Origin of the sequence: Sphingomonas pruni NBRC 15498, from assembly GCF_001598455.1 — a bacterium.
Classification (GTDB): Bacteria; Pseudomonadota; Alphaproteobacteria; order Sphingomonadales; family Sphingomonadaceae; genus Sphingomonas; species Sphingomonas pruni.
This window is the reverse complement of the sequence record NZ_BCYZ01000065.1, coordinates 1-24,754: the sequence shown is the minus strand read 5'-3', so window position 1 is coordinate 24,754 and position 24,754 is coordinate 1. Positions and strand designations below refer to the sequence as shown.

The 24,754-nt window shown below is 65.5% G+C and carries 23 protein-coding genes; 13 read left to right on the top strand and 10 right to left on the bottom strand.

What is annotated here, in order from left to right:
- Nucleotides 1-164: 164 nt before the first annotated feature.
- Entirely contained in the window at nt 165-1,613 is a 1,449-nt protein-coding gene (locus SPR01S_RS16765; protein ID WP_066591485.1) for a YncE family protein, read from the bottom strand.
- Nucleotide 1,614: 1 nt separating this feature from the next.
- On the bottom strand, nt 1,615-2,064 hold the full coding sequence (locus tag SPR01S_RS16760) for a DUF305 domain-containing protein (protein WP_245662063.1): 450 nt from the start codon (nt 2,062-2,064) through the stop codon (nt 1,615-1,617).
- 159 nt (nt 2,065-2,223) lie between these two features.
- On the opposite strand from SPR01S_RS16760, the gene SPR01S_RS16755 reads away from it, so the two are divergent.
- The 6 genes from SPR01S_RS16755 (at nt 2,224) to SPR01S_RS16730 (ending at nt 7,650) form a co-directional block, all read left to right on the top strand.
- Nucleotides 2,224-2,754 carry a sigma-70 family RNA polymerase sigma factor gene (locus SPR01S_RS16755; protein WP_066591479.1) on the top strand — a complete coding sequence of 177 codons (531 nt, stop codon included), beginning with the start codon at nt 2,224-2,226 and terminating at the stop codon, nt 2,752-2,754.
- Nucleotides 2,751-3,527: an anti-sigma factor family protein gene (locus SPR01S_RS16750; protein WP_066591476.1), complete on the top strand. Its 777-nt coding sequence runs from the start codon at nt 2,751-2,753 to the stop codon at nt 3,525-3,527. The genes SPR01S_RS16755 and SPR01S_RS16750 overlap by 4 nt, the downstream gene beginning before the upstream one ends.
- A gap of 138 nt (nt 3,528-3,665) precedes the next feature.
- Nucleotides 3,666-4,556 carry a LysR substrate-binding domain-containing protein gene (locus SPR01S_RS16745; RefSeq protein WP_066591474.1) on the top strand — a complete coding sequence of 297 codons (891 nt, stop codon included), beginning with the start codon at nt 3,666-3,668 and terminating at the stop codon, nt 4,554-4,556.
- 207 nt (nt 4,557-4,763) lie between these two features.
- Nucleotides 4,764-5,846, top strand: coding sequence for a YeiH family protein (locus tag SPR01S_RS16740; protein ID WP_084251265.1), 1,083 nt, complete (start codon nt 4,764-4,766; stop codon nt 5,844-5,846).
- A 92-nt stretch (nt 5,847-5,938) separates the two neighbouring features.
- The gene (locus SPR01S_RS16735) at nt 5,939-7,177 is read left to right on the top strand and encodes a molybdopterin-dependent oxidoreductase (RefSeq protein ID WP_066591469.1); all 1,239 of its coding nucleotides are present in this window, start codon (nt 5,939-5,941) and stop codon (nt 7,175-7,177) included.
- Nucleotides 7,174-7,650: a hypothetical protein gene (locus SPR01S_RS16730; RefSeq protein ID WP_066591462.1), complete on the top strand. Its 477-nt coding sequence runs from the start codon at nt 7,174-7,176 to the stop codon at nt 7,648-7,650. The genes SPR01S_RS16735 and SPR01S_RS16730 overlap by 4 nt, the downstream gene beginning before the upstream one ends.
- A 343-nt stretch (nt 7,651-7,993) precedes the next feature.
- On the opposite strand, the gene SPR01S_RS16725 is transcribed toward SPR01S_RS16730, so the two are convergent.
- The 3 genes from SPR01S_RS16725 to SPR01S_RS16715 form a co-directional block, all read right to left on the bottom strand.
- Nucleotides 7,994-8,278, bottom strand: a complete 285-nt coding sequence (locus SPR01S_RS16725; RefSeq protein WP_157082312.1) for a hypothetical protein — start codon at nt 8,276-8,278, stop codon at nt 7,994-7,996.
- Nucleotides 8,279-8,530: 252 nt separating this feature from the next.
- Nucleotides 8,531-10,147: an FAD-dependent oxidoreductase gene (locus SPR01S_RS16720; protein ID WP_066591456.1), complete on the bottom strand. Its 1,617-nt coding sequence runs from the start codon at nt 10,145-10,147 to the stop codon at nt 8,531-8,533.
- A 31-nt stretch (nt 10,148-10,178) separates the two neighbouring features.
- Nucleotides 10,179-10,583 carry a UBP-type zinc finger domain-containing protein gene (locus tag SPR01S_RS16715; protein WP_245662061.1) on the bottom strand — a complete coding sequence of 135 codons (405 nt, stop codon included), beginning with the start codon at nt 10,581-10,583 and terminating at the stop codon, nt 10,179-10,181.
- A gap of 124 nt (nt 10,584-10,707) precedes the next feature.
- On the opposite strand from SPR01S_RS16715, the gene SPR01S_RS16710 reads away from it, so the two are divergent.
- Nucleotides 10,708-12,081, top strand: a complete 1,374-nt coding sequence (locus SPR01S_RS16710; RefSeq protein ID WP_066591453.1) for an FAD-containing oxidoreductase — start codon at nt 10,708-10,710, stop codon at nt 12,079-12,081.
- A gap of 182 nt (nt 12,082-12,263) precedes the next feature.
- Here SPR01S_RS16710 and SPR01S_RS16705 read toward each other — a convergent pair whose 3' ends face one another.
- Nucleotides 12,264-13,151 carry an N-acetylmuramic acid 6-phosphate etherase gene (locus tag SPR01S_RS16705; protein ID WP_066591449.1) on the bottom strand — a complete coding sequence of 296 codons (888 nt, stop codon included), beginning with the start codon at nt 13,149-13,151 and terminating at the stop codon, nt 12,264-12,266.
- Between the two features lie 203 nt (nt 13,152-13,354).
- On the opposite strand from SPR01S_RS16705, the gene SPR01S_RS16700 reads away from it, so the two are divergent.
- From SPR01S_RS16700 to SPR01S_RS16685, 4 genes are read left to right on the top strand one after another with little or no spacing between them, the layout of a single operon-like run.
- Complete coding sequence (locus SPR01S_RS16700) at nt 13,355-14,260, top strand: glucosamine kinase nucleotide-binding domain-containing protein (protein WP_245662059.1); 906 nt, start codon at nt 13,355-13,357, stop codon at nt 14,258-14,260.
- A complete protein-coding gene (locus SPR01S_RS16695) occupies nt 14,257-15,561 on the top strand; it encodes a serine hydrolase domain-containing protein (RefSeq protein ID WP_084251263.1) in 1,305 nt (434 codons plus the stop codon). The genes SPR01S_RS16700 and SPR01S_RS16695 overlap by 4 nt, the downstream gene beginning before the upstream one ends.
- Nucleotides 15,558-16,802, top strand: a complete 1,245-nt coding sequence (locus SPR01S_RS16690; protein ID WP_066591448.1) for an exo-beta-N-acetylmuramidase NamZ family protein — start codon at nt 15,558-15,560, stop codon at nt 16,800-16,802. The genes SPR01S_RS16695 and SPR01S_RS16690 overlap by 4 nt, the downstream gene beginning before the upstream one ends.
- Nucleotides 16,802-18,409 carry a sodium:solute symporter gene (locus SPR01S_RS16685; protein ID WP_066591446.1) on the top strand — a complete coding sequence of 536 codons (1,608 nt, stop codon included), beginning with the start codon at nt 16,802-16,804 and terminating at the stop codon, nt 18,407-18,409. Before SPR01S_RS16690 ends, SPR01S_RS16685 begins: the two co-directional genes overlap by 1 nt.
- On the opposite strand, the gene SPR01S_RS16680 is transcribed toward SPR01S_RS16685, so the two are convergent.
- Both SPR01S_RS16680 and SPR01S_RS16675 read right to left on the bottom strand, forming a co-directional pair.
- Nucleotides 18,384-19,445, bottom strand: coding sequence for a class I SAM-dependent methyltransferase (locus SPR01S_RS16680; protein WP_066591437.1), 1,062 nt, complete (start codon nt 19,443-19,445; stop codon nt 18,384-18,386). The two genes, SPR01S_RS16685 and SPR01S_RS16680, sit on opposite strands and share 26 nt — an antisense overlap.
- 111 nt (nt 19,446-19,556) lie before the next feature.
- Nucleotides 19,557-19,958 carry an SRPBCC family protein gene (locus SPR01S_RS16675; RefSeq protein WP_066591435.1) on the bottom strand — a complete coding sequence of 134 codons (402 nt, stop codon included), beginning with the start codon at nt 19,956-19,958 and terminating at the stop codon, nt 19,557-19,559.
- Nucleotides 19,959-20,078: 120 nt separating this feature from the next.
- Between SPR01S_RS16675 and SPR01S_RS16670 the strand changes: the two genes are divergently transcribed.
- Complete coding sequence (locus SPR01S_RS16670; protein WP_245662058.1) at nt 20,079-20,675, top strand: bifunctional transcriptional activator/DNA repair enzyme AdaA; 597 nt, start codon at nt 20,079-20,081, stop codon at nt 20,673-20,675.
- Between the two features lie 4 nt (nt 20,676-20,679).
- Here SPR01S_RS16670 and SPR01S_RS16665 read toward each other — a convergent pair whose 3' ends face one another.
- Nucleotides 20,680-21,696 (bottom strand): LLM class flavin-dependent oxidoreductase, encoded by a 1,017-nt coding sequence (locus tag SPR01S_RS16665; RefSeq protein ID WP_066591432.1) that lies wholly within the window; start codon nt 21,694-21,696, stop codon nt 20,680-20,682.
- Complete coding sequence (locus tag SPR01S_RS16660; protein WP_066591430.1) at nt 21,696-22,601, bottom strand: ATP-grasp domain-containing protein; 906 nt, start codon at nt 22,599-22,601, stop codon at nt 21,696-21,698. The genes SPR01S_RS16665 and SPR01S_RS16660 overlap by 1 nt, the downstream gene beginning before the upstream one ends.
- A 200-nt stretch (nt 22,602-22,801) precedes the next feature.
- On the opposite strand from SPR01S_RS16660, the gene SPR01S_RS16655 reads away from it, so the two are divergent.
- Complete coding sequence (locus tag SPR01S_RS16655) at nt 22,802-24,673, top strand: ABC-F family ATP-binding cassette domain-containing protein (RefSeq protein ID WP_066591424.1); 1,872 nt, start codon at nt 22,802-22,804, stop codon at nt 24,671-24,673.
- The last annotated feature ends 81 nt before the right edge of the window (nt 24,674-24,754 follow it).

Genomic DNA, 24,754 nt, shown 5'->3' with positions numbered 1-24,754 from the left:
CTAGACTCTGTTTCAGCAAAGCTGAAACGGTTGCGGTACCGGCCCGCTCCCCCGCCCGGCCGCCCAACAGGGTATTCTATGGGCGGCTGGGCGGGGGAGCGGGCCGGTACCGATTCAGCGAAGCTGAAAACGACGCTAGAGATCGCGGACGGTCTGCCCGGATATCAGCGCGCAGAATATTGCTGGACCTGGACCACCGCGCCCGGTGCGCCACCTTGGCTTTCGGCCACGACCAGCCAGCGCCGGCTGCCGGCGCCTTCGCCTTCGACGACCTGACGGATCGGACCCGACGCGTTCACGATCGCGGAGCCTGCCGGGTTGGTCATGAAGTTTGCGATGGGCTCAAGCGTGCCGGAACCGTTCGCCGCATTCGCCAGCGCCAAAATATACGGGTGCTTCGGCTGGAGGCCCGTGACAGAGGCTTGAAGAACCTGAATCAGACCTTGATCGAACAAGGTGACGCTGGTGGGCGCGTTGCCCGTGCCCGGCGCCGACAGCAGCAGGTGCGCGGCCTTGCCGGCAGTGCCGAGCGGCTGGAGGTTAGCCGTTCCGTCACCCTGCGACACGGCATTGGGCACATAGGCAATCGCTTGCGGCGCCTGGCCGATCGGAACCGTACCGATCACCTTGTTGGTCGTCGTGTCGATCGCGGCGAGCTGGTCGTCATTCTCCAGTCCCACGTAGATCCGGCTGCCGTCCCCGGACGGCCAGACACCGTGCGGCAATTTGCCGACCGGTATCGTTGCGACCTGAGCGAAATCGGTGGTGCGGAAAACCTTGACTTCATTCAGCCCTCCGACCGTCACATAGGCGAAGCTTCCTTTGGCCGTATGGGCGAAATTGACGTGGTTGGTGATAGGGCCGGTATCGATCACCTTCAGGATATTGAACGGCGGTTTGGCGTTGAAAGCGACGATCTTGCCGACATCCTTCAGCGTGAACCATACTTGGGTTCCGTCCGCGTTTACGGCGATGTTTGGACAGAATGGGCTCGGCTGCTGGACGTGGCCGACGATGCTATGGCTGGCGACGTCGAACACGACCAAGTCGGGATTGAACGATGAGCAGACATAGCCGTATTTTCCATCCGGCGAGAAAATCGTCATGCCCGGTCCGCCCGGAGTCTTGAGGCGCGCCTTTTCCTCATAGGTGGTCGGGTCGAGGACCGAGATATAATCCTCACCGCGCACCGTCACCCAAACCTCCTTGCCATCGGGCGTGAAGAAGGCTTCGTGCGGTGATCGACCTATGTAGGTGGTGTGCTTCACGGTGTTGGTCGCGGTGTCGATGAAGGTCACCGAATTCGAGCCGATCGAGACGACCGCGAGCGTCTTGCCGTCGGGCGAGAAGCCGAGGCCGTGTACGAGCACTTGCCCCTTATAAAGTGGGGAGAAGTTCGCCGGCTGCGGATCCCCGAGCTTGATGACCCCGATCAGCCGGTTATCGACAGGATCCGTGACCGAGATCGTGTTGGAGAATTGTTCGGCCGCATAGACACGGTCGCGGTGGCTGACAGGCGTATTCGGCGCGGCCCATGGAGCTTGCTGCGCGCAGGCCGGGCCAGCTAGCGTGGTCAGGCTCAGCAACAGGACTTTCGAGTAAAGGTGCTTCATTTCAGTGCTCCTTGAGATGGGCGCGGTTGCTCGACATGTTCGGCATCGACTTGGTCGGCATCGGTGGCTGGGGCGCCGCGGTCCCTTGAGTGGGCGCGGGCGTCGAAGGCGGAAGCGGATCGCCGATCGCCAGGTTCATGGCGGCGATTTCCTGTTGCTGGTCGACGATGATTTCCTGCGCGATCCGCCGCAATTGTTCGTTCTTGCCGTACTTCAGTTCGGCAACCGCCATGTCGATCGCACCCTGATGGTGCGGCCGCATCATCGTTACGAAGTCTCGGTCGACGTCGCCGGTCGGCGGCGCCATCATCCCGGCCATCATCTTGTCCATCGCGGCTTGGATTTCGGCGAGATAAGGCTTCTCGCTCGTCGTCTGAGCGAAGGCGGCCCCGGCCACAAACGGGAGCACGGCGAGGCCAATGGATCGATACAGGGAAGTAAGCGGGCGCACTTGGTGCTCCATCAGTTGGTTCGAACGTGAGACGATGCGCCTTCACGTTTATTCCAGATATTTTTTTGTTTCCGATCGGAAGGAAGGGATTGAAAAAGGGAATCTGTCCGCAACGGAATAAACCACGATGCCGAACGTCTAACGGCTATGAGACCCTCCATGCGAACGCCGGCGGATATTATCGGGGTGGTTCAGCCCCTGATACCGGCGCTGCGACGTTACGCCCGCGCGCTGCTTCGCGATCGCGACGATGCCGACGACCTGGTCCAGGACGTGCTGGAGCGCGCCGTGGCCCGCTGGCATCTTCGCCAAGGCGCCAGCCCGCGGCCGTGGCTCTTCGCCATCCTCCACAACCTCGCGATCGATCGTTTGCGCAAACGGGGTCGACGCGGCATTCCGCTCCAACTCGATGCCGTTCCGGAGGAGCGGCTCGCCGCGCCCGCTTCGCAGGAAGCGAGTGTCGACCAAGCCGATATTCTGACGCTCATTTCCCGTTTGCCGGAAGAGCATCGCAGCGTTCTTCTTCTCATCGGCGTGGAGGAACTCAGCTATGCCGAGGCCGCCACTGTGCTGGGCGTCGCCCAAGGCACCATCATGTCCCGCCTGTCGCGGGCCCGCGAGCGGTTGAGGAGGATGGCGGAAGAGACGGGCGGCGCAAGCCTGCGGCCTTCCCTGAGGATTGTATCATGAGCGAAACACCGGTCACCGAAGCGGAGCTCCAGGCGCATGTCGACGGGCGCTTACCGCCCGAGCGGTCCGCCGAGGTGGAGGCCTGGCTCGCCGACCATCCTGACGAAGCGCGACGACTCTCCTCCTACCGGTCCCAGCGCGACGCACTGCGGGCCGCGCTCGACCCGGTGCTGGACGAGCCACTACCGCCTGCCCTCGATCTCCGGATAGGCGAATCCGCGCGTCGACGTTGGACCGTCGGCGGCCGACCGTTAGTCGCCGCGTCCGCGGCCGGGCTGCTTCTATTGGGAGGAGCAGGCGGCTGGACCCTGCGCGATTGGTCTGCGCCGCCCAGCGTCGGAACCGCCGGACTGGCCCGCGAGGCGATCTCGAGCTTCGCCGTTTACGCAAGCGACAGCACACGCCCCGTCGAACTCGCCGCAGATCATCAGCGCGCGCTGGACGGCTGGTTTTCGGAGCGCCTTTCGCGCCCTGTATCCGCTCCGAACCTCGAAGCGGCGGGTCTCCACCTCATCGGTGGGCGGCTGGTCGCTAGCGAACACGGGCCCGCTGGTCTGTACCTGTACCGGAACGCGGCGGGCGAAAGCGTGGCGCTCTATGTCAGGCCGATGGAAGTCGAAAAGACCGACCGCATGACGTCTCGCGGAGAGAAGGGCGTCAGAGGGTGGACCTGGGCGGATGACGGTCTCGGCTTCGGCGTGTTCGGGTCGGCGCCAGATGGCTATTTGCATGACACCGCCAATCTCGTGCGGGCGCAATTTCGAAAGGCTTGAGCCGATCGGACACCGCCTTCAGCCACCTTCGAGCGTAAGAAAGACGCATCCATGGCCCTTTTCCCGATTTGATGGCGAATAATTATCGTGCGACGGACGCCGTCGACCGCGCACGCAAAGACCATGAGGACTGTCTGCATGACGCTTGAGCAATTGAGGGTCTTTGTCGCGGTTGCCGAGCGAGAGCACGTGACCCGTGCGGCCCAGGCTCTGAACGTCACCCAATCCGCCGCAAGTGGCGCGATCGCGGCGCTGGAGGCCCGACACAATATCAAGCTGTTCAGCCGTGTCGGCCGGCGGATCGAATTGACGGACGCCGGTCTCATGTTCCTCGACGAGGCCCGCGCGATCCTTGCTCGGGTCGAAAGCGCGGAGGTGGCGCTGTCCGAATATGGCGGCCTGAAGCGGGGCAATCTGCGCCTGATCGCCAGCCAGACGATCGCTGGCTACTGGCTTCCCGAACGGCTTGCCCTCTTCCACAGGCGCTATCCGCAAATCGAACTCTCCGTGGCCATCGACAACACGGAAGGTGCCGCCCGCGGCGTGCTGGAAGGACGCGCCGAGCTTGGCTTCGTCGAGGGGAATATCGAAGAACCGGCACTGGCGCACTGGCAGGTCGCCACGGACCGCATGCTCCTAGTCGGACAGAGTCCGGCGGACGAGATCACCAACGACTGGATACTGGATGCTCCCTGGGTCATGCGCGAGCAGGGTTCGGGAACCCGATCCACATTCGAGAAGGCGGTGCGGGCGCGGGGAATCGATCCAAAACGCCTGAACGTGGTCCTGACCTTGCCTTCGAATGAATCGGTCTTGGCAGCGGTACGGGCGGGTGTCGGCTACGCGGTGCTATCGCACCTCGTCGTCGCACCGGCGATCGACGCGCGTATGCTTCACGTTCTGCCTTTTGCTCTGTCGGCACGCCCTTTTTTCGCTCTTCGACAAAAGGAGCGATATCGAAGCAAGGCGGCGGATGCGCTGCTCGAGGCGATCAAGACCTTCGATGCGGGATTGGACTGGGTCATTTGATCGTCCCGCCGATTTGAAATGATCTGCGCTGCGGCGCCTTTGTTCGGCCCGCGCAGCCTCTGCTCTCGGACCCGTCCACGCAACTCATTGATTCTGGGTTGGCCGCCCGCTGAAATCCATCTGATGATCAGATCATAATGATATAGATCGATCGTTAGAATCGAATAATCATAAGTGCCACATCGGCGCCAACACGGAGTTGGCCCGATGATTCGCGCTTCTGTAATGCTCGGCCGCACGCATCTGGCGAGCCGCATCCTGCCGGGACTGGGCCTATGCGTCGCAGTGACGGGCGCGGCTTACGCCCTTCAGGGCGCCGAGCAGCTCCTGTTGGGACGGGTCTGGCTGGAGGCGCTGGTTCTGGCTATCCTGGTCGGCACGATCGTCCGCAGCCTCTGGACGCCGCACGAGGGCTGGTTCCCCGGCATCAGCTTCGCGGCGAAGGTCCTTCTCGAGCTTGCCGTTATGCTGCTTGGCGCGTCGGTGAGTGCGGCCACGATCGTCGCGGCGGGCCCCTGGCTGCTGCTCGCGATCGCAGGAACGGTTGCCGTCGCGATTGCCTCCAGCTTCGGTATCGGACGCCTTTTCGGCCTCAACACCAGGCTGGCGTTGCTCGTCGCATGCGGCAATTCGATCTGCGGCAATTCGGCGATCGCCGCCGTGGCGCCCGTCATCGGAGCCGACGGCGACGATGTCGCGGCCTCGATCGGCTTTACCGCGGTGCTGGGCGTTCTGGTGGTGCTCGGACTGCCGCTGCTCGGGATGGCGCTGCACCTGGACGCTCTTCAATATGGGGCGCTCGCCGGTCTCACCGTCTACGCCGTCCCGCAGGTGATTGCCGCTGCCGCGCCCATCGGGCCCGTCGCGGTCCAGATGGGCACGCTGGTCAAGCTCGTCCGGGTGCTCATGCTCGGACCGGTTTGCCTGCTCCTCTCGCTGGTTGCGCCGAGCCTGCGTGATGAAGCCGACGAACTGCCGCCCCATGTCACCGCGGGTGACCGGCCGGCGCCAGGCCGGCTGCCACTGCACCGCCTTGTGCCATGGTTCATCCTCGGCTTCCTCGCTCTGGTCGGTCTGCGTTCGCTCGACCTTGTGCCTCACGCAGCCCTGTTACCCATCAGTGAGGCAGCGACGATCCTGACCGTAATATCGATGGCCGCTTTGGGTCTCGGCGTCGACATCCGCTCCGTCGCTGGCGCCGGCGGCCGGGTAACGGCGGCGGTGATCCTCTCGCTCGTGACTCTTGGAGGGATCAGCCTCGCGCTGATCCATGCCCTTCACATTGCCTGACTCAGGGATGCAAGCCGACGATCGAGGCGCTCTTCGCGCTCCCTCGATCGACCAGGACCAGCCGACGACACCCCGGATTGAAAGGTCGCTTTATGGATGTTTTCGATGTCGAACTCGCACAGCTTCGATCGCGACGACGATTCCTGGCGGAGCTCGGAATGGGCAGCGGCGCGTTGCTCGCCGCACCGGCTTTGGGACAGGGCCTTGTCGATTTGGCCCTTCCGGGCGGGCCGTCGTCTCGCCCCACGTCCTCGTCTTTCCCCGAAAAAGGCGAGATGATCCTCCAAAGAGCGCGTCCGCCGCTGCTCGAGACGCCGATGGAGGTGTTCGATCAAGGCGTGTTCACGCCCAACGACCGCTTCTTCGTTCGCTGGCACTGGGCTGATATCCCGACCTCGATCGACGTTCAACGCTATCGCATCGCCGTACGTGGTCATGTCAATCGGTCACTCGCGATCTCCCTTGCCGAGCTTCTGCGGATGCCGCGGGTCGAGCTGGCCGCGGTCAACCAGTGCTCCGGAAATTCGCGCGGTCTGTTTCAGCCGCGCGTCGCGGGCGCCCAATGGCGGCACGGGGCGATGGGAAACGCGAAATGGGTGGGCGTCCGTCTCCGCCATGTGCTCGACCTCGCCGGGGTCAAACCTGGCGCGATCGCGGTTCGCTTCGGCGCGCTCGATCAGCCCGTCGTCCCGACCGGCCCTGACTTCACGAAGTCGATATCGCTGGACCATGCGCGCGACGGCGAGGTGATGATCGCGTTCGAGATGAATGGCGAACAAATGCCGCTTCTGAACGGCTTTCCGGTCCGCCTGATCGTGCCTGGTTGGTACTCCACCTACTGGGTCAAGATGCTCAACGATATCGAAGTGCTGGACAGGCCGGACGACGGCTATTGGATGGCAAAGGCCTATAAGATCCCGGATACGCCCCACGCGAATGTCGCGCCTGGAACCAAGGATTTTCCGTCCGTTCCCATCAACCGCATGGTGCCACGATCCTGGATCACGGGCTGGGCAGACGGACAGACGTTTAGCTACGCCCCCGAGCTGCCGGTCGGCGGGATCGCCATGGGCGGTGACGCGGGTGTCGCCAAGGTCGAGATTTCGGGCGATCTGGGCAGGACGTGGCACGAGGCTTCGCTCGGTCCGGATGAGGGCAGGTATAGCTTTCGCCGGTTCGACATGACCTTACGGGTGCCACATGCCGGGAGCTACACCCTGCTGAGCCGCTGCACCAACACTAACGGGGTGACTCAGCCCATGACGCCAAACTGGAATCCGGGCGGCTTCATGCGCGGCTGCGTCGAGGCAGCGCGAGTGAGGCTTACATGAAAAGATCCTTCCTCGATCCGTCGCCTGGCACTCTCGCCTTCGGGGGGCTGGTGTTCACGAGCCTGGTTCTGGTCGCGATCGGCCCGCCGAGTGCACGCAAGCCCTGGGCCATCGAAAACGCATCCAGCCCGGCGTCAGCGCCTTCGCAAGTCGCCGGACCGGACATCACCCTGGTTTCGGTGAGCGTCGATCTCCCGGACGACACCGTTCCCTTTCCCGACGGACCGCACGCCGCCGTGATCAATGCCAACTGCACGTCTTGCCATTCCGCAACGATGGCGTTGTCACAGCCTCGCTTGAGCCGTGATCAATGGAAGGCCATCGTCGAGAAGATGCGCGCCACATACAAGGCGCCGGTGCCCGCCTCCGCCGTGCCGGAGATCCTCGATTACCTGACTGCGATGAGCGGCAAGCTGCCGGTGAACGGCTCGCCGACAGCCGCCTCCGCCGATCGGTCGGGCGGTACCGGATAGGCGGTCGAGACCGGTGAATGCCGGATCCGGTGCGCCATGCGGAGTCTTTATAGCGTCGGCATTGCGACGAGCTCCGCATCGCACCGCTCACGGGCTTGGTCAGTTATTATACCCGTTGATCGTCTCACCGAGCCCCGATCGGCGACGCCCCGCAAACGGGGGATTGAAATTGAATTGCCGGGCGGCGAGGCTGTTGCATCGTGACGACCGATGCGCGACCGACGCGCGAAGGGCCGGCAGGCCCATTTGAAGCACGAGTGAGCGGGGAGAATTGAGCGCGAACGTCGTCATCGTCCGGACCAATTATTTCAAAACGCTAGCCCGCCTCCGCGCTCGCCAGGCGTTATTTGAACGCCCTTGCAATCTGCCAGATCAACATGCCGAAGGTGGCGATGATCGCCACGAAAAAGACAGCAATGGCAAAATAGAACCAGCGCTCGCTGGAGCCGGCATCCAGGAACCCCTGCTGACTCTCCCCCGCTGGTGCCCCAGCAGAATCCGGAGAACCCGCGAGAGGCTTCTGACGAGCAAGCCGAAATCGAGAAGCGGCGTCCCAAAAACGACGGTCCGATCCGCAGGGGCTGGAAACAGCAGTCCACTTGGGTTCGCTATCGATAGTGCGCGGCATGCAACACACCTCCGCAATCACCATGCGGGATCAACGAGCACCCAACGATGCGTAATGTTCCGGAGATTTGCGGTTCCGATATTTCCCCCCGTGACCGCCCGTCGCGGCTCTCGGGTATTTCCGAGCAGTCATAATCCTATACGGTACGGTCCTGGGTATCGGCACTTAGCGATCCCCTGGTTGGGAACGGGCTCCATTTGGCTACGCCGGGGCTCCTCCGAACTCTCGATCGCCAGACACCCTTTGAGCCCTCTATTGGTTGAGGAACTCCCAAACCTTAGAAATCACCACCGACCCCTCGCCGACCGACGAGGCGACGCGCTTGACCGAGCCAGCGCGGACATCGCCTACCGCGAAGATACCGGGGCGCGAGGTCGCATAAGGCGAATTGCCGCCGACCGCGTCGCCGGTCAGCACGAAGCCCTTGTCGTCGAGATCGACCAGGCCGGACAGCCAGCCGGTGTTCGGCGCGGCGCCGACCATCACGAAAACCGCACAGGCCGGTGCCTGGCGATGCGTGCCGTCCTGAGTGTTGCGGATCGTCACCGCCTCGAGCTTTTCGTCGCCATGCAGGGCAGCGACTTCGGCGCCATATTCGATAGTGACCGCCGGATCCGCCTCGAGCCGGCTGGAGAGATAGCTCGACATCGAGGCGGCGAGCGACGAGCCGCGCACCAGCAGCCGGACATGCGCGGCGGTGCGGCACAGGAACATCGCGGCCTGGCCGGCGGAATTGCCGCCGCCGATGACGAAGGTCTCTGCTTCGCGGCAATAGCGCGCCTCCATCTCGGTCGCCGCATAATAGACGCCGGCGCCTTCGAAATCGGCGAGCCGGTCGATCGGCAAGCGGCGATATTGCACACCGGTGGCGACGACCACGGCTCCGGCGCTCACACGACGGCCATTGTCGAACGTGGCGCAGAACCGCCCGCCCTCGAGCGTTTCGAGCTTCGCCACGCGACGTGGCATCGCGAATTGGGTGCCGAACTTCATCGCCTGGATCTCGCCGCGCCAGACCAGGTCCGCGCCCGAAATACCGGTCGGGAAGCCCATGTAATTCTCGATCCGGCTAGACGTCCCGGCCTGGCCGCCGATCGCGGTGTCCTCGATCACCAGCGCATTGAGACCCTCGGCACCGGCATAGACGCCCGCGGCGACGCCGGCGGGGCCGCCGCCGACGATCAGCACGTCGAATTCCTGGTCCTCCGCGAAATCATGATTGACGCCGAGCAGTCGCGCCACCTTGCCTGGAGTCGGGTCGGTCACCACGGTATCGCGGCCGAAGATCACGGCGGGCTGGTGCGCCGAGATCGCACTGCTCCGCGCGACTTCCTCCGCTTCAGGCGATCCCAACGGCAACGAGGTGAAGGGCAGGCGGTTACGGCTGACGAATTCGGCCACCCGGCGGACATCGCGGCTGGCATCCTCGCCGATCAGCACCAGGGATGCGTCGCTCGCCTCCAGCTGGCGGCGGCGGCGCGCCGATAGGACGGTGATGACGATGTCCGACATTTCGGGGATTTGCGACATCAGCCGCAGCATGTCGGCGCGCGGCACTTCGATCACCCTGGTATCGACGACTGTGCGCATCGGCATCGACCAATTGCCGCCGCTGAGCAAGGCGATCTCGGCCATGAACTGGGTGGGGCCGAGCGTGGAGGGAACAAGACGCTCGCCGGTAAAGGCATTGACCACCTCGATCTCGCCCGCCTCGACATAGACGAAGCGGTCGATCGGCTCGCCCGGGCGGCACAGCATCGTGCCCGCCGGATAGTCCACGATGTGTCCCGCCGCGCGCAGCGCCGCCACGTGCGACGGCGCGAGCGGCGTCCGCTGCATCTCCCGCAAGTCGCGGCCGATCGTTTCCATTATTTGTCCCCGTTGGTCATAGGCCCGGCCTTTATTGCTCGATCTGCGGCTTCAGCCCGCGGATCGCGGAGGCAATCAGCCGACCCTCGTCATCGATGAAGCGCGGGATCGGACCGCGCTGTGGCGTGGTCGCGTCGCCAAAATCCACCATCACCTCGTCGACATAACACCAGCCCCAGCCCTCGGGCGGATCATAGCCTTCGATGATCGGGTGACCGCTGGCGTGGAAATGCGCGGTCGCATGCCGGAAAGGCGAATCGTCGCAGCAGCCGACATGCCCGCAGGTCCGGCACAGCCGCAGATGCACCCACCAACTGCCGTTCTTCAGGCATTCCACGCAGCCCAGCGTCTGCGGGGTCACCGTCTGGATCGTGTCGAGATGATCGCAAGTCGTGGTCATCTGATGCTCCTCGGCATGGTTGGGCGAATCCGTCATGGCGTGTTCCTGCCGTGGCGGCTACCCGTTCACGATGGCGATGGCGATCGATCGAGACAAGAAGGAGCCGGGCGATGCTTTGGTATAGCTGTGCAGCTGCGCGCGCCGCAATTGGAGCCCGGTCATGACCAGCTACGATGCCATCATTGTCGGTGCCGGCCAGGCGGGTCCGCCGCTTGCCGGGCGATTGACCGATGCCGGGATGCGGGTCGCGCTGATCGAGCGCAAGCTGGTCGGGGGCACCTGCGTCAATACCGGCTGCATGCCGACCAAGACGCTGGTGGCGAGCGCCTATGCCGCCCACCTCGCGCGGCGGCGCGACCTGGGGATCATAACGGGAGATATCAGCGTCGACATGACCGCGGTGGCGGCGCGCGCGCATCAGGTGACGATCAACGCCCGCACCAATAACGAGACATGGCTGGGCGGCATGGAGCGGCTGACGCTGTTGCGCGGCCATGCCCGGTTCACCGGGCCCGCGAGCATCGCGGTCGACGGCGTGGAGATCAGCGCGCCCCGCATCTTCCTCAATGTCGGCGGACGCGCGTCGGTGCCCGACATGCCCGGCGTCGGCGAGGTACCCTATCTCGACAATACCGACATGGTCGCGCTCGACACCATTCCCCGCCATCTGGTCGTGATCGGCGGCAGCTATATCGGCCTCGAATTCGCGCAGATGCACGCCCGGTTCGGCGCGACCGTCACAGTGGTCGAACGGGCCGACCGCCTGGTACCGCGCGAGGATCCGGAGATTTCCGCAGCGATCCAGGCGATCCTCGAGGATGAGGGCATCGCCGTTCGCACCGGCGCCAATTGCATCGGCTTTCGGCCGCATCCCGACGGCGTCGCGGTGTCGGTCGATTGCACCAGCGGGGAACCGGAGGTCATCGGCAGCCACGTGCTGCTCGCGGTCGGGCGGCGGCCCAATACCGACGACCTGGGGCTCGATGCCGCAGGCGTCGCGGTCGACCAGCGCGGCTATATCATCGTCGACGACCGGCTCGCGACAAATGTCCCCGGCATCTGGGCCTTGGGCGATTGCAACGGGCGCGGCGCGTTCACCCATACCGCCTATAACGATTTCGAGATCGTCGCGGCGAACCTGCTCGACGGCGGCGATCGCAGGCTGAGCCAACGCGTTCCCGGCTATGCCTTGTACATCGACCCGCCGCTTGGTCGCGCCGGCATGACCGAGACCGAGGCGCGGGCCAAGGGCCACGACGTGCTGGCGTCGACCCGCCCGATGACCCGCGTCGGCCGCGCGGTCGAAAAGGGCGAAACCAAGGGGATGATGAAAGTCGTCGCCGACCGCGCGACACGACGCATCCTCGGCGCCGCGATCCTCGGCACCGGCGGCGACGAAGCGATCCACGGCATTCTCGATGCCATGTCGGCCGACGAGCCGTTCGACACGTTACGCTGGGCGGTGCCGGTGCATCCGACGGTGTCCGAGCTGATCCCGACCTTGTTGCTGGGACTGGAGCCGAAGAGCGAGTGACTTGGGCATATCGGGACTCAACTAATCCTCCCCCGCCAGGGGGAGGTGACAGGCACAGCCTGGCGGAGGGGGAGGAAGCACAGTCGCGAGTGATTCGCCGTCCGCCCCCTCCGTCGCCTCCGGCGCCACCTCCCCCTGGCGGGGGAGGATTGAAATTGACGATAGGCTCCGACTCGACAGTTTTAGGAACGGTCCAACTCGGCCAGCACATCACCTAGATCACCCCCAGCCCGCGCCAGCCGATCGGCGGCGTCCTGCGGGCTGAGCCCACGGGCGATCAGCACCGCTCGCCGCAAGTCCCTGCCCGCGAGTTCAAGCGCATCCTCCGCCCGGGCTTCGTCGATGCCGGCCAGCGTCGCCACCATCCGCCGCGCGCGCTGGGCCAGCTTTTCGTTCGAAATCCGCATGTTGACCATCAGTCCTCGGTGGACGAGGCCGCAGCGGATCATGATCGCGGTCGACAGCATGTTGAGCGCGGCCTTTTGCGCGGTGCCGGCCTTCATCCGGGTCGATCCCGCGACGATCTCGGCGCCGGTATCGGCGACGATCGGGTGATCGGCCGCCGCCAGCAAAAGCGTGCCGGGATTGTTGGCGATGGCGATCGTCAGCGCGCCGCGCGTCCGCGCCGCTTCGAGCGCCGCGACCGCATAAGGCGTGCGGCCACTCGCCGCGACCGCGATCAGCACGTCGTCGGGGCCGACATCCGCCGCCGCCACCTCGTCTCGCGCCACCGCGACATTATCCTCGGCGCCTTCGACGCTGCGCATCAATGCCCCGGTGCCGCCCGCCACCAGGAACACGAGCCGATCCGACGGCCAATTATAGGTGGGGGTGAGCTCGACCCCGTCCTGCACCGCCAGCCGTCCAGAGGTCCCCGCGCCGGCATAGACCAGCCGTCCGCCCTTGCGCATGCGAGCCGCGGCCGCCTCCGCCGCGGCCGCGATGGCGCCGGTCTGGTCCTTGAGCGCGGCGATCGCGGCAAGCTGTCCTTCGAGCATCGTTTCCACCACCGACACGGTCGGCCAGCGGTCGACATCGGCGAAGCGGGGATCAACGGTTTCGGTCGGCATCAGGGCCCTCGAAGACAAAAGTGCGAATGGGGAGTAGCGATCCCAACTACCGGCACTGGCCGGCCGCGCAAAGCACGGCCGCTATAACCAGCATGACACCACCTATAACCGAGGCGACAGTCGCGCCAGATTGAGGCTCGACACCGCCCCGCCCTTCCGCAATGCCATGCTCATGCCAGGCACGAGTGCAGTTCGAACGGCACGTGACGGGATTCCTGCTCTTTCCGGGACGATGGCGCGTGGCTGAAATCTATCTCGGGGTCGATGCCGGCGGCAGCCATTGCCGCGTGCGCGTGACCGATGCCGGCGGTCAGGTGCTCGGCAGCGCCGAAGGCGGCCCCGCCAACACGCGCATGGGGCTTTATCCGCTCTACGACCGCTTGCTGAACGTCACCGGCGAGGCGCTGCAGGCGGCCGGAATTCCCGAAAGCCGATGGAACGAAGTCGCCGCCGGCATGGGCATTGCCGGCATTCGTCGGCCCGGCATGTCCAAGGCGCTCGCAGCGCTCGACTTTCCGTTCGCGAGCATAATGCTCGACAGCGACGCCGCGATCGCCAATCTGGGCGCGCATAATGGCCAGGACGGCGCGATCCTGGTGCTCGGCACGGGGTCGATCGGTTTCGCCCAGATCAGGGGCGAGCGGTTCACGGTCGGCGGCTATGGCTTTCCGATCTCCGACGAAGGCAGCGGTGCGGCTTTGGGCTTGAGCGCGGTGCGCCACGCGCTGCGCGCGATGGACGGGCGGACCAAGCGCACGCCCTTGTCCAAGGAAATCGCGGGGAAGTTCCGGCACGACACATTGCGCGCGATCGCCTGGATGGATCAGGCAGCGCCGGGCGACTATGCCAGTTTCGCCCCGCTGGTGATGAATTATGCCGAGGCCGGCGACGAGATCGCACTATCGATCGTCGAGGACGCGGTGCTCCATGTCGAACGCTTCATCGCGACGATCTTCGCGCGCGGGGCCCCGCGCCTGGCGCTGGTCGGCGGGTTGTCGGCGCGGCTGCGCCCCTGGCTCCGCGTCCGCACCGCCGAGCGCCTGGTCGAGCCGCTCGGCGATCCGGTGTCAGGCGCGCTGTTGCTGGCGAGAGGGTTGGGCGGCGAATGACGGAACGAGACGCGGCAAATCGGCAATCTGCATTGCTCCTGCAAAACCAGGAGCCCAGAATAGCGAAGTACCTGACGGCCCTTGGCTCCTGCTTCCGTAGGGGCACCTTTGTCCTCGCCGCGGCCGCCTGCGCGCTCATCCTGACCGGCCAAGCCGTTCCGGCCGCCACCTCGACCCCCGCCCCGGCACGGCAACTGGTCGTCGCCACCGCCGCGCAGGATACGCGCTTCGCGCCGGCCTTCGCCGAGGTCGACGCCTGGGTCGCGAAGAAGGCCTTTCCCGGCGCGGTGCTCGCGGTGGGGCAGCATGGCCGCCTGCTCGCGCTCAAGGCGTTCGGCCGAATCGATTCCGCTCCCGACGCGCCGCCGATGCCGGTCGACGCGATCTTCGATCTGGCCTCGCTGACCAAGGTGATCGGCACGACCACCGCGGCCGAAATCCTCTACGACCGCGGCCGGCTCGAGCTCGACGTCCCGGTGACACGATATCTACCGGAATTCGGGGAGACGCCGGGCCACGAGAATATAACCGTCCGAAACCTGCTCTCGCATAGCTCGGGCCTGCAATCGGCGGACGGCGTATGGAGGCACGCCAAGGATCGGCAGGACCTGCTGCGCCAGCTCTACGCCACGCCCGCGCTAACACCGCCCGGGACCGCATACGCGTATCGCGACACCAACATCATCCTGCTCGGCGAGATCGTTCGGCGCCTGTCCGGTCAGCCGCTCGACCGCTTCCTCGGGCGCGAAGTCTTCGCCCCGCTCGGCATGAGGGATACCGGCTTCCGGCCGTCGCGCGCCCTCCTCCCCCGCATCGCACCGACCGAGCAGGACGACAATTTCCGCCACATGCTGGTACGCGGCGTGGTTCATGACGAGAATGCCTATGTGATGGGCGGCGTGGCGGGCCATGCCGGACTATTCTCGACCGCCCGGGACCTGTCGGCGCTCGCGCAACTCTATCTCAATCATGGCAGCTATCGCGGCAAACGCCTGATCAAGGCGAGCACGATCGCCTTGTTCGAAACGCGGCAGAACCTGCCGCCGGGCAGCTCGCGCGCGCTTGGCTGGGACATGCCGACGCCGGGCGGTTTTGCCGGCCCCCTCGCCTCGCCGCACGCGATCATCCATACCGGCTTCACCGGCACCTCGATCTATATCGACCCCGATCGCGACGCCTTCATCATACTGCTCACCAACCGGGTCAATCCGACGCGCAACAACATGCTGATTGCTCAGGCGCGGCCGGCGATCCACAGCGCCGTGCTGTCGATCCTCGACGGGGCCGCTCAGAAGAAATGATCCGCGGCCTTGTCCTTCTGCTGCTCGCGCTGGCCGCGGCGACGCCCGCCGCCGCGCGAGTCCGCACCGGAATCGACGTGCTGGAGGATCAGCATTTCGCGCCACTGCGCGCTATCGCCGCGCGCCATGGCGGGCGTTTGCGCCTCGGCATACTCGCCAATCCGGTCAGCCGGGATGGCCAGGGACGCCGCACGATCGACGTGCTGCGCGACGATGCCCGCGCTGCGGTACCGGGACTCGAGGTGGTGCGGCTGTTCAGCGGCGAACATGGCATCGATGCCGCGACCGACGACACCGATATCGACGACAGGATCGACAAAGCGAGCGGCCTGCCGATCGTCAGCCTGTACGGCCGGGCCGACGCAGAACGCCACCCCAACGCCCAGCAAATGGCCGGGCTCGACGCCGTAGTGATCGACCTGCAGGATGCCGGCGTGCGCTACTGGACGTTCCAGACGCTGACCAAATATTTCCTCCGGGCATCGGCGGCGTTCAAGGTCGAGGTCATCCTGCTCGACCGGCCCAATCCGATCAACGGCATCGCGGTGCAGGGTCCAGTCTCCACGCCCGGTATCGAGGATTACACCACGCCTTTTCCCGAGCCGATGCGCCCGGGCATGACGCTCGGCGAGCTCGCGCGGATGTTCAATGGCGAGGAGCGGATCGGCGCGGATTTGACCGTCGTTCGCATGACCGGCTGGAAGCGGAGCGACTGGTATGACGATACCGGGCTGCTGTGGATCAACCCTTCGCCCAATCTGCGCAGCGTGAACCAGGCGACCGCTTATGCCGGCACCGCGCTGCTCGAAGGGACCAACGTCAACATCAAGGGACCGGGCGACGCGCCGTTCCTGCGCTTCGGCGCGCCATGGATCAGGGCGACTGAGCTCGCCGCCCATCTCAACGCGCGGGCGATTGCGGGCGTGAGCTTCCTGCCGGTCAGCTATGTCGCGGCAAGCGACAAGCTCTACCCATTTGCCGGGCAACGCGTTCAAGGCGTCGAGATCCTAATCCAGGACCGCACCAGGCTCGACGCGCCGGCGCTGGGCGTGGAGATCGTCGCCGCGCTTTGGAAGCTGTATGGCACGGCATTCCAGATCGATCGCGTCGACCGGCTGCTGCGTAATCGCGCCGTGTTCGAGCAGATCAAGGCCGGCAAAGATCCGCGTTCGATCGCGTTAGGCTGGCGGGCCGACCTCACCCGCTTCAAGGCGCGGCGCGCGCGCTATCTGCTCTACTGATGGCCGCATCGCTGCCATTCGGCCTGCTCGATTGGGTCGTGATCCTAGGTTATGTAGCGCTGCTGGTCATCGGTGGCTGGTGGTTCACGCCGCGGCATACCGGCACAGCGAAGGAATATTTCCTCGCCGGCGGCAATGTGCCGGCCTGGCTCGCCGCCATCTCCGTCCTGTCGGCGACCCAATCCGCCGCGACGTTCCTGGGCGGGCCCGATTTCGGCTATCATGGCGACTTCACCTATCTCGGCACCAATCTCGGCGGGCTGATCGGCGCGATCTTCGTCGCGAAAGTGCTGATCCCGCGCTTCTATGCCGCGCGGGTGACGACCGTCTACGAGCTGCTGACGCTGCGTTACGGAATGCTCGCGACGCGCTGGACCGGAGCGATGTTCCTGGTCGGGCGGGTCCTGGCCAATGGCGCGCGCCTCTATCTGGCGGCGATCGCGGTGGCGATGGTGATGACCTCGACGGTCAGCGCCCAGGGCATCGTGATCGCGGCGAGCGTGCTGGTCGTCGCCAGTTTCCTCTCGACCTTTGTCGGCGGATTGCGATCGGTGCTGTGGATCGATCTCTTCCAGTTCGTGATCTTCCTCGGCGCGGCGATCGGCGTGCTGATATTCCTGCGCCTGTCGATCCCGGCGACCAATGCCGAGATCCTCCAGGGCCTTGCGCACGCGCCTGGCAATGTCGACAAATTGCGCCTGTTCGATTTCTCGTTCGATCCGTCCAAGCCGTTCTCGCTGTTCGCGATCGTCACCGGAATCGCTTTGCTCTACGTCGCCTCGTCAGGCCTCGACCAGGATACCACCCAGCGGCTGCTGGCCTGTCGCGATGCGAAGACCGGCGCGCGCAGCCTCTATTGGTCGGTATTCGCCACGGTGCCGGTGGTGGCGATTTTCATCACCATCGGGCTGCTGCTCCACGTCTTCTACGACCGCGCCGAATTGATGGGCGGCGCCACCGCGATCGCCGGCCAAGCCTTCGACGGCGAGAAGATCAGCATCTTCATGCACTATATCCTGACGCAATTGCCGTCGGGGCTACGCGGGCTGGTCACCGCGGGGATCGTCGCCGCCGCCGTCGCCACGACCAATTCCGCGCTCAACGCCATGTCGTCGGTGCTGATCCAGGATTTCTACCGCCCCTGGCGCGAGCGGCGAAGCGCAGCCGAGGAATATCATTACGTACAGGCGGGTCGCGCCGGGATGGGCGTGATCGGCGTGGCGATGCTCGGCGTGGCGGTGCTGTCTTTCTATTGGCAGCATTATGCCAAGCTCGGCCTGCTCGAATTCGCGCTGCAGGTGATGGTGTTCGCGTATGCCGGGCTGCTCGGCGTCTATTTCGCTGCGGTGCTGACCCCGCGCGGGAACAGCATGTCGGTGATCGCGTCGCTGATTGCCGGCTTCGTCACCGTGTTGCTGCTCCAGCCGGCTATCGCCACCGCGATCGGGTTGCCGGCGGTCTTGTGCCACCTGGCCTTCCCGTTCCAGCTCTGCATCGGCACCGTTGTCGCGTTCGCGATCGCCATTGCGCCGAGCGGACGACACGACGCAAACGGCCGAGCCGCGCGGCGCGTTCCTGACCCTAGCGCGCCTGTAGCACCATATTGAATGGCCCCTCGGTCACACGTCGGACCGACTCGAATCCGCCTTGCCGAATGACCTCGGCCAGCTTGGCTTCGCCGGCCTGCGCGCCGAGGCCCTCACCGACTTCCTGGTCGAGTGAGGTCGGCACGCAGATCATCGTCGAGGCGTTGTAATAGAGCCGGCCGACGGGGTTCATGTTCTGCTCCGGCGCATCGCCCGCAATCGGTTCGACGATCATCCAGCTGCCACCCGGCGCGAGGATTTCGTGCATATGTTGGGCGCAGCCGCGCGGGTCGCCCATATCGTGCAGGCAATCGTACATGGTGATCAGGTCGAAGCCCTGCTCGGCGATATCCTTCGCGGTCGCCACCTCGAACCGCACGCGATCGCCCAGCCCGTGCTCGCCGGCATGCCGCCGCGCCTCGTCGATCGAGGGTTCGTGGAAATCGTATCCGACAAAGCTGCTCTCGGGATAGGCCTCCGCCATCAACAGCGTCGAAAAGCCGACCCCGCAGCCGATATCGGCGACCCGCGCGCCGGCATGCAGCTTCGCCTCCACGCCATCGAGCGCAGGAAGCCACGCCTGAACGATGTTGTTGACGTAACCGGGACGGAAAAAGGCGCCGGTCGCGCAGAACAGGCATCCGGCATGGTCGCCCCAGCGCACGCCCTTGCCGTGGCGAAAGCATTCCTCGACCTTGGGTTCGGCCTCGATCATTGCGGCGACCAGCTCGAACGCGCCGGCGAGATAGACGGGGCTGTCGCGGTGGTGGAACACCATCGCCTGTTCGGGCGACAGGCTGAATCGCTCGCTGGCCGGGTCATAGTCGACATAGCCATTCGCGGCTTGGGCCAATGCCCATTCGCGTACATAACGCTCGTGCAGCCCGCCGGCGCGGCGCGCCAGTTCGGCCGCGGTCGCGGGGGAGTCGGCCAAAGCGTCGAACAGGCCAAGACGGAGGCCCAGGCGAACGGTCGGCACGCTCATCGCGCCCCCCAGATCGCCCAGCATCTTTCCGACAAAGGCATGAAACTTAGCGTCGTCGATAGCGGCAGCCATGGCATGTCTCCCCATGCGTGATGCGCCCGACGCTCCGTCTTTCGTGGAGTCCTGACAAGCGTATCACAGGCGCGCGGCCACCGCGAATCGGGCGCCTAGCGGCATTCCTCCTCAGCGACTTCCCTCGAAATGCGCCTTCATCATCGCCAGTCCGTGCGCCATCGCTGGCGACACCTGTTCACTCAGCGCGTCGGGCAGCAGATCGGCGATCCAGGTGACCTGGGCGCCACCGGCTGCGGCCGCGACAGTCAGGGCACCGTTGTGATGCTCGAACTCCTTGATCGCCCAGACGATGCGCCGGGCGGCGTCGTCGATCGAAACGATCGTCTCGTCGACCACCCGTCCGTTGACGAAGGTGACCCGGCGGACCGGCGCGCCGTCGCCGGGCAGCATTTCGGTGGCGGTGACGAAGCCGGGGACGAGGCGATCGTGCAGGCGACCGACATCGCGTGCGGCGTTCCATATCGCGTCCGGATTCGCCGCGATGAAGATCTGGTGATGAATGGAAGCCATGACATTTCTCCGGTCTTTGGGATCGCGATCGGATATCGCCGTCACCGCGATCCGGCTGGCAGGATTCGGACGCGGTCAACGGGATTGGGCGACAGGAACTGCGCAACCAACTATAGTCGGATGGCGATGGCACATGCCGCCGATCCGCCAGCCGAGCTCGATTTCGAGTTCTGCGAGCGCGTGCGCTATGCACGCGATCCGGCGTACGACGGCGCGATCTTCATCGCGGTCACCTCGACCCGGATCTATTGCCGGCCGGTTTGCCCGGTGCGCCAGCCCATGTCGCGCAACGTCCGCTATTTCCCGAGCGCGGCCGCGGCGGAAGCCGCCGGTTTCCGGCCCTGCCTGCGCTGCCGGCCGGAAACCGCGCAGCATTCCCCGGCCTGGCGCGGGGCGCGCGCCACGGTCGACCGCGCGCTGCGGCTGATCGAACAGGGTGCGCTCGATCAGGCTGGGGTCGAAGCGCTGGCCGAGCGGCTTGGCATCGGCGGGCGCCATCTGTCGCGCCTGTTCCGCCGCTATCTCGACACGACCCCGCTTGCGGCGGCGCGCACGGCGAGAATCCAGCGCGCCAAGCGGCTGATCGACAGCACCGACCTTGGCATGACCGAGATCGCGCTGGCATCGGGGTTCGGCAGCGTGCGATCGTTCAACGCGGCGTTTCAACAGGCCTATCGCCGCCCGCCGACCGCGATCAGGCGGCGCGCGGCCGGGTAGAGGCTCAGGCGGTGCCCATCACCTGGACCGCGAACCGCTCCATTTCCTCTTCCTGTGGGCTCATCTGGAGCAGCAGCAGGTCGAGACCGGCATCCGCATATTCGGCGATCCGTTCCTTGAGCTGTTCGGGTGTGCCGACCAGATTGGGACGCAGGCCGCGGTTCGACACCGAATATTCCTGGATCTTGAGCTCGCGCTCGAGCTGGGTACCCGACAGCCATTGGTCGAAATTGGCATAGCCCGCAGGCAATTCGCTGACGGTGGTGATGCGCTCCAGTTCGCGCTTCGCCTCGGCCTCGCTGTCGCGGACGATCGCGTAAGCCGCCATGCCGTATTGCATCCGGGCGCCGCCCGCCGCCTCACGCCGCGCCGCCATGTCGGCGATCTTGGGCTTGATCGCCTCGGCCGGGTCGCCGTGCATGACATAAGCGTCGCATTGCGCCGCAATCATCGTCTTGGCCTTTTCGCTCTCGCCGCCGGCATAGACGGTCGGGCGCTTGGCCGGCTTGGGCGAGCAGATCGCGTCCTCGGTCTTGTAGAACTGACCGTCGAAGCTGAAGCGCTCCTCGGTCCACAGCCCGTCGACCACCTTCAGCCATTCCTCGGTGCGTGCGTAACGGTCGTCATGCTGGTCGAATTGCAGGCCATATTGCCGCGCCTCGTCCGCCCACCAGGACGACACGACGTTGAGCGCGAGGCGGCCGTTGGAGATGCGGTCGATATTCGCCGCCGCCTTGGCGAACAGCGCCGGGTGGTGGAAGTTGGGACGCACCGCGACCATCAGCTCGATCGTGTCGGTCACCGCCGCCAGCGCCGCCGCGGTCGACCAGGCATCGAGCGCGGGCTGTTCGACACCCTTGATGTCGTTCAGATTGAGCTCGGCGATCAGCGACAGGTCATAACCCCATTGCTCGGAGCGCTGGGTCAGCCGCTTCACATAGTCCCAGCTTGCCTGCATCCCCTCGTCGGGGACGTTCCGCAGCCAACCGCCGAACACGGGCATCCAGTAACCGTAGCGCATCAGGATTTGGCCTCCGAAATCAGGGTGTCGAGCCAGTCGATCAGCTTTTCGTGCGGGTCCCAGCCGAGGACGTTCATCGGCTGCGCGACGAAATTGGATAGAGCATTGATGTCGTAGAAGCGCGGCGTGCCATCGCGATCGTCGATCATCACTTCGATCCCGCCGACGTCGAGGTTCATCGCGCGAGAGATGGTCTCGACCGCCGCGATCAGTTCAGGCGCAGGCTCGGCCGCTTTCATGCTGATATTCGAATCGGCGACGCAGGCATCGGCCGGACACAGGTCGAATGCTCCGCCGCCGGCGATCTCGATTGCGTAGAGGTAGGTGCGGTCGAGCGTCTCGATCCGCGTGATCGTGCCCCCGCGCGCGGGGACGTAGTCCTGGACCAGCAGCACGCCGTCGACGCTGACCGGCAATTGCTTCTCGGCAACTGCCCAGCGTAGCTCGGCCATATTGTCGAAGCGCATGATCCCCGCGCCCGATCCGCCAATATTGGCCTTCACCACCAGTGGGAACGCTAAGGTCGCCGCAGCCGCCTCGATATCGGCGGCGCGATGGACGACGCGCGTCTCCGGGATGGCGAGTCCCAGATTGGCGATCAGCGCGAGTTGGCGCGCCTTGGACGCGTCGATCGCCATGACTTCGGCACCGTTGACCACGCGCGCGCCAGATCGCCGCCAATGGTCGAGCAGCGCCATCGTGTGGAAGATCGGATGCTCATCGGCGCGCAGGAAGCTCGACATCGCGATGCGGTTGAGCACCACCGGTGCCGGAATGGCGGCGTCGGCGGGGTTCCAATGGCCGTCTGGCCCGAACGATGTGTAGGAAACGCCGCGCCGGTCGAGCGCCGCGAACAGCGGTGCAAACCATTGGGGATGTTCGTAGAGGATCGCTAGATCGGTCACTTCATTCCTCGTCACCCCGGCCTTGCGCCGGGGTCCAAAGCGCAACGTGGGACTCGCTCGAGCCTCGCCTCCGCCGCTTGCCGCCCGTTGGACCCCGGCACAAGGCCGGGGTGACGGTTTTGGGTAGCGCGCGGTAAATAAAGGCGCCGTCTGCCTGTGGATAGGCAAGCCCGCGCCCACCTGCTAATGGCGCGGCCCTCATGCTTAACCTGACCGACATCACGGTCCGCCTCGGCGGGCGGACGATCCTCGACGGCGCCACTGCCAAGCTGCCGCCGCGTAGCCGCGTCGGGCTGATCGGGCGGAACGGCGCCGGCAAGACCACGCTCGTCCGCGTCATCGCCGGGATGCTCGAGCCCGATACCGGGTCGGCCGACATGCCGCGCGGCAGCCGGCTGGGCTATATCGCACAGGAAGCGCCCGCGGGCGCCGCGACGCCGTTCGAGACCGTGCTGGCCGCCGATGTCGAGCGCGCCGCGCTGATGCACGAGTCGGAAACCAGCCACGATCCCGACCGCCTCGGCGAGATCCATGAGCGGCTGAATGCGATCGACGCACATACCGCGCCGTCGCGCGCGGCGCGTATCCTGGTCGGCCTGGGTTTCGACGAGGAAGCGCAGCACCGTCCGCTCGACAGCTTCTCGGGCGGTTGGCGGATGCGTGTCGCACTCGCGTCACTGCTCTTCTCGCAGCCCGATCTGCTGCTGCTGGACGAACCGTCGAACCATCTCGATCTCGAAGCGGTGCTGTGGCTGGAGGATTTCCTCAAATCCTATCCGGCGACGATCGTCCTGGTCAGCCACGAGCGCGATTTCCTCAACAACGTCGTCGATCACATCCTGCATCTCGAGCGCGGCAAGACCTGGCTCTATCCGGGCGGTTATGACGCGTTCGAACGCCAGCGTGCCGAACGCCAGGCGCAAGCCGCCTCGGCGCGCGCCAAGCAGCAGGCCGAACGCGAGAAACTGCAGGACTATATCGCGCGCAATTCCGCCCGCGCCTCGACCGCCAAACAGGCGCAGAGCCGTGCCAAGGCGCTCGCCCGGATGCAGCCGATCGCCGAGATCGTCGATGATCCGTCGCTGAGCTTCGACTTTCCCAATCCCGGCGAATTGCGCCCCCCGTTGATCACGCTCGACATGGCGGCGGTCGGCTATGGCGAGACGCCGGTGTTGAAGCGCCTCAATCTGCGGCTCGACCCCGACGATCGCATCGCTTTGCTCGGCCGCAACGGCAACGGCAAGACCACGCTCGCGCGCCTGCTTGCCGCGCAACTCGCGCCGATGGAAGGCGCGATGAATGCCACCGGCAAGATGAAGGTCGGCTATTTCACCCAATATCAGGTCGAGGAACTCGACAGCGGCGACACCCCGCTCCAGCACATGACGCGGATCATGAAGGGCGCGACGCCCGGCGCGGTACGCGCGCAGCTCGGCCGGTTCGGCTTTTCGGGCGACAAGGCGACGACGATGGTCGGCAAATTGTCGGGCGGCGAGCGCGCGCGGCTGGCGCTGGCGCTGATCACGCGCGAGGCGCCGCATCTGCTGATCCTAGACGAGCCGACCAACCACTTGGACGTCGATGCGCGCGAGGCGCTGGTCCAGGCGCTCAACGCCTATTCGGGCGCGGTGGTTATTGTCAGCCACGACCGCCACATGCTCGAAATGAGCGCCGACCGGCTGGTGCTGGTCGACAATGGCACCGCCTCGGATTTTGACGGCAGCCTGGACGATTACATCGGCTTCGTGCTGGCCAAGGACAATGCGAGCGAAGGATCGTCCGAGGCCAAGATCAGCCGGAAGGACGCCCGCCGCGCCGCCGCCGAAGCGCGCGAACAGAGTCAGGGGCTGCGCAAGGCAGCCAAGGCCGCGGAAGCCGAGCTGACCAAGCTGACCGAGCAACGCAGCGTGATCGACCGCGCGATGTTCGATCCGTCGTCGGCCGCGCCGGATCTGGCGAAGCTGACGATGACCGATCTGATGAAGCGTCGCGCGGAAGTCGAGGCGAAGATCGAGGCGGCCGAGGCGGCGTGGCTGGAAGCCAGCGAGAAGCTGGAGCAAGTCGCGGCGTAAACTCCCTCTCCCCTTGGGAGAGGGAAGGGGCCCGCTCGGCGCAGCCGAGTGGGAAGGGTGAGGGTCGCCATTTACGCCCCA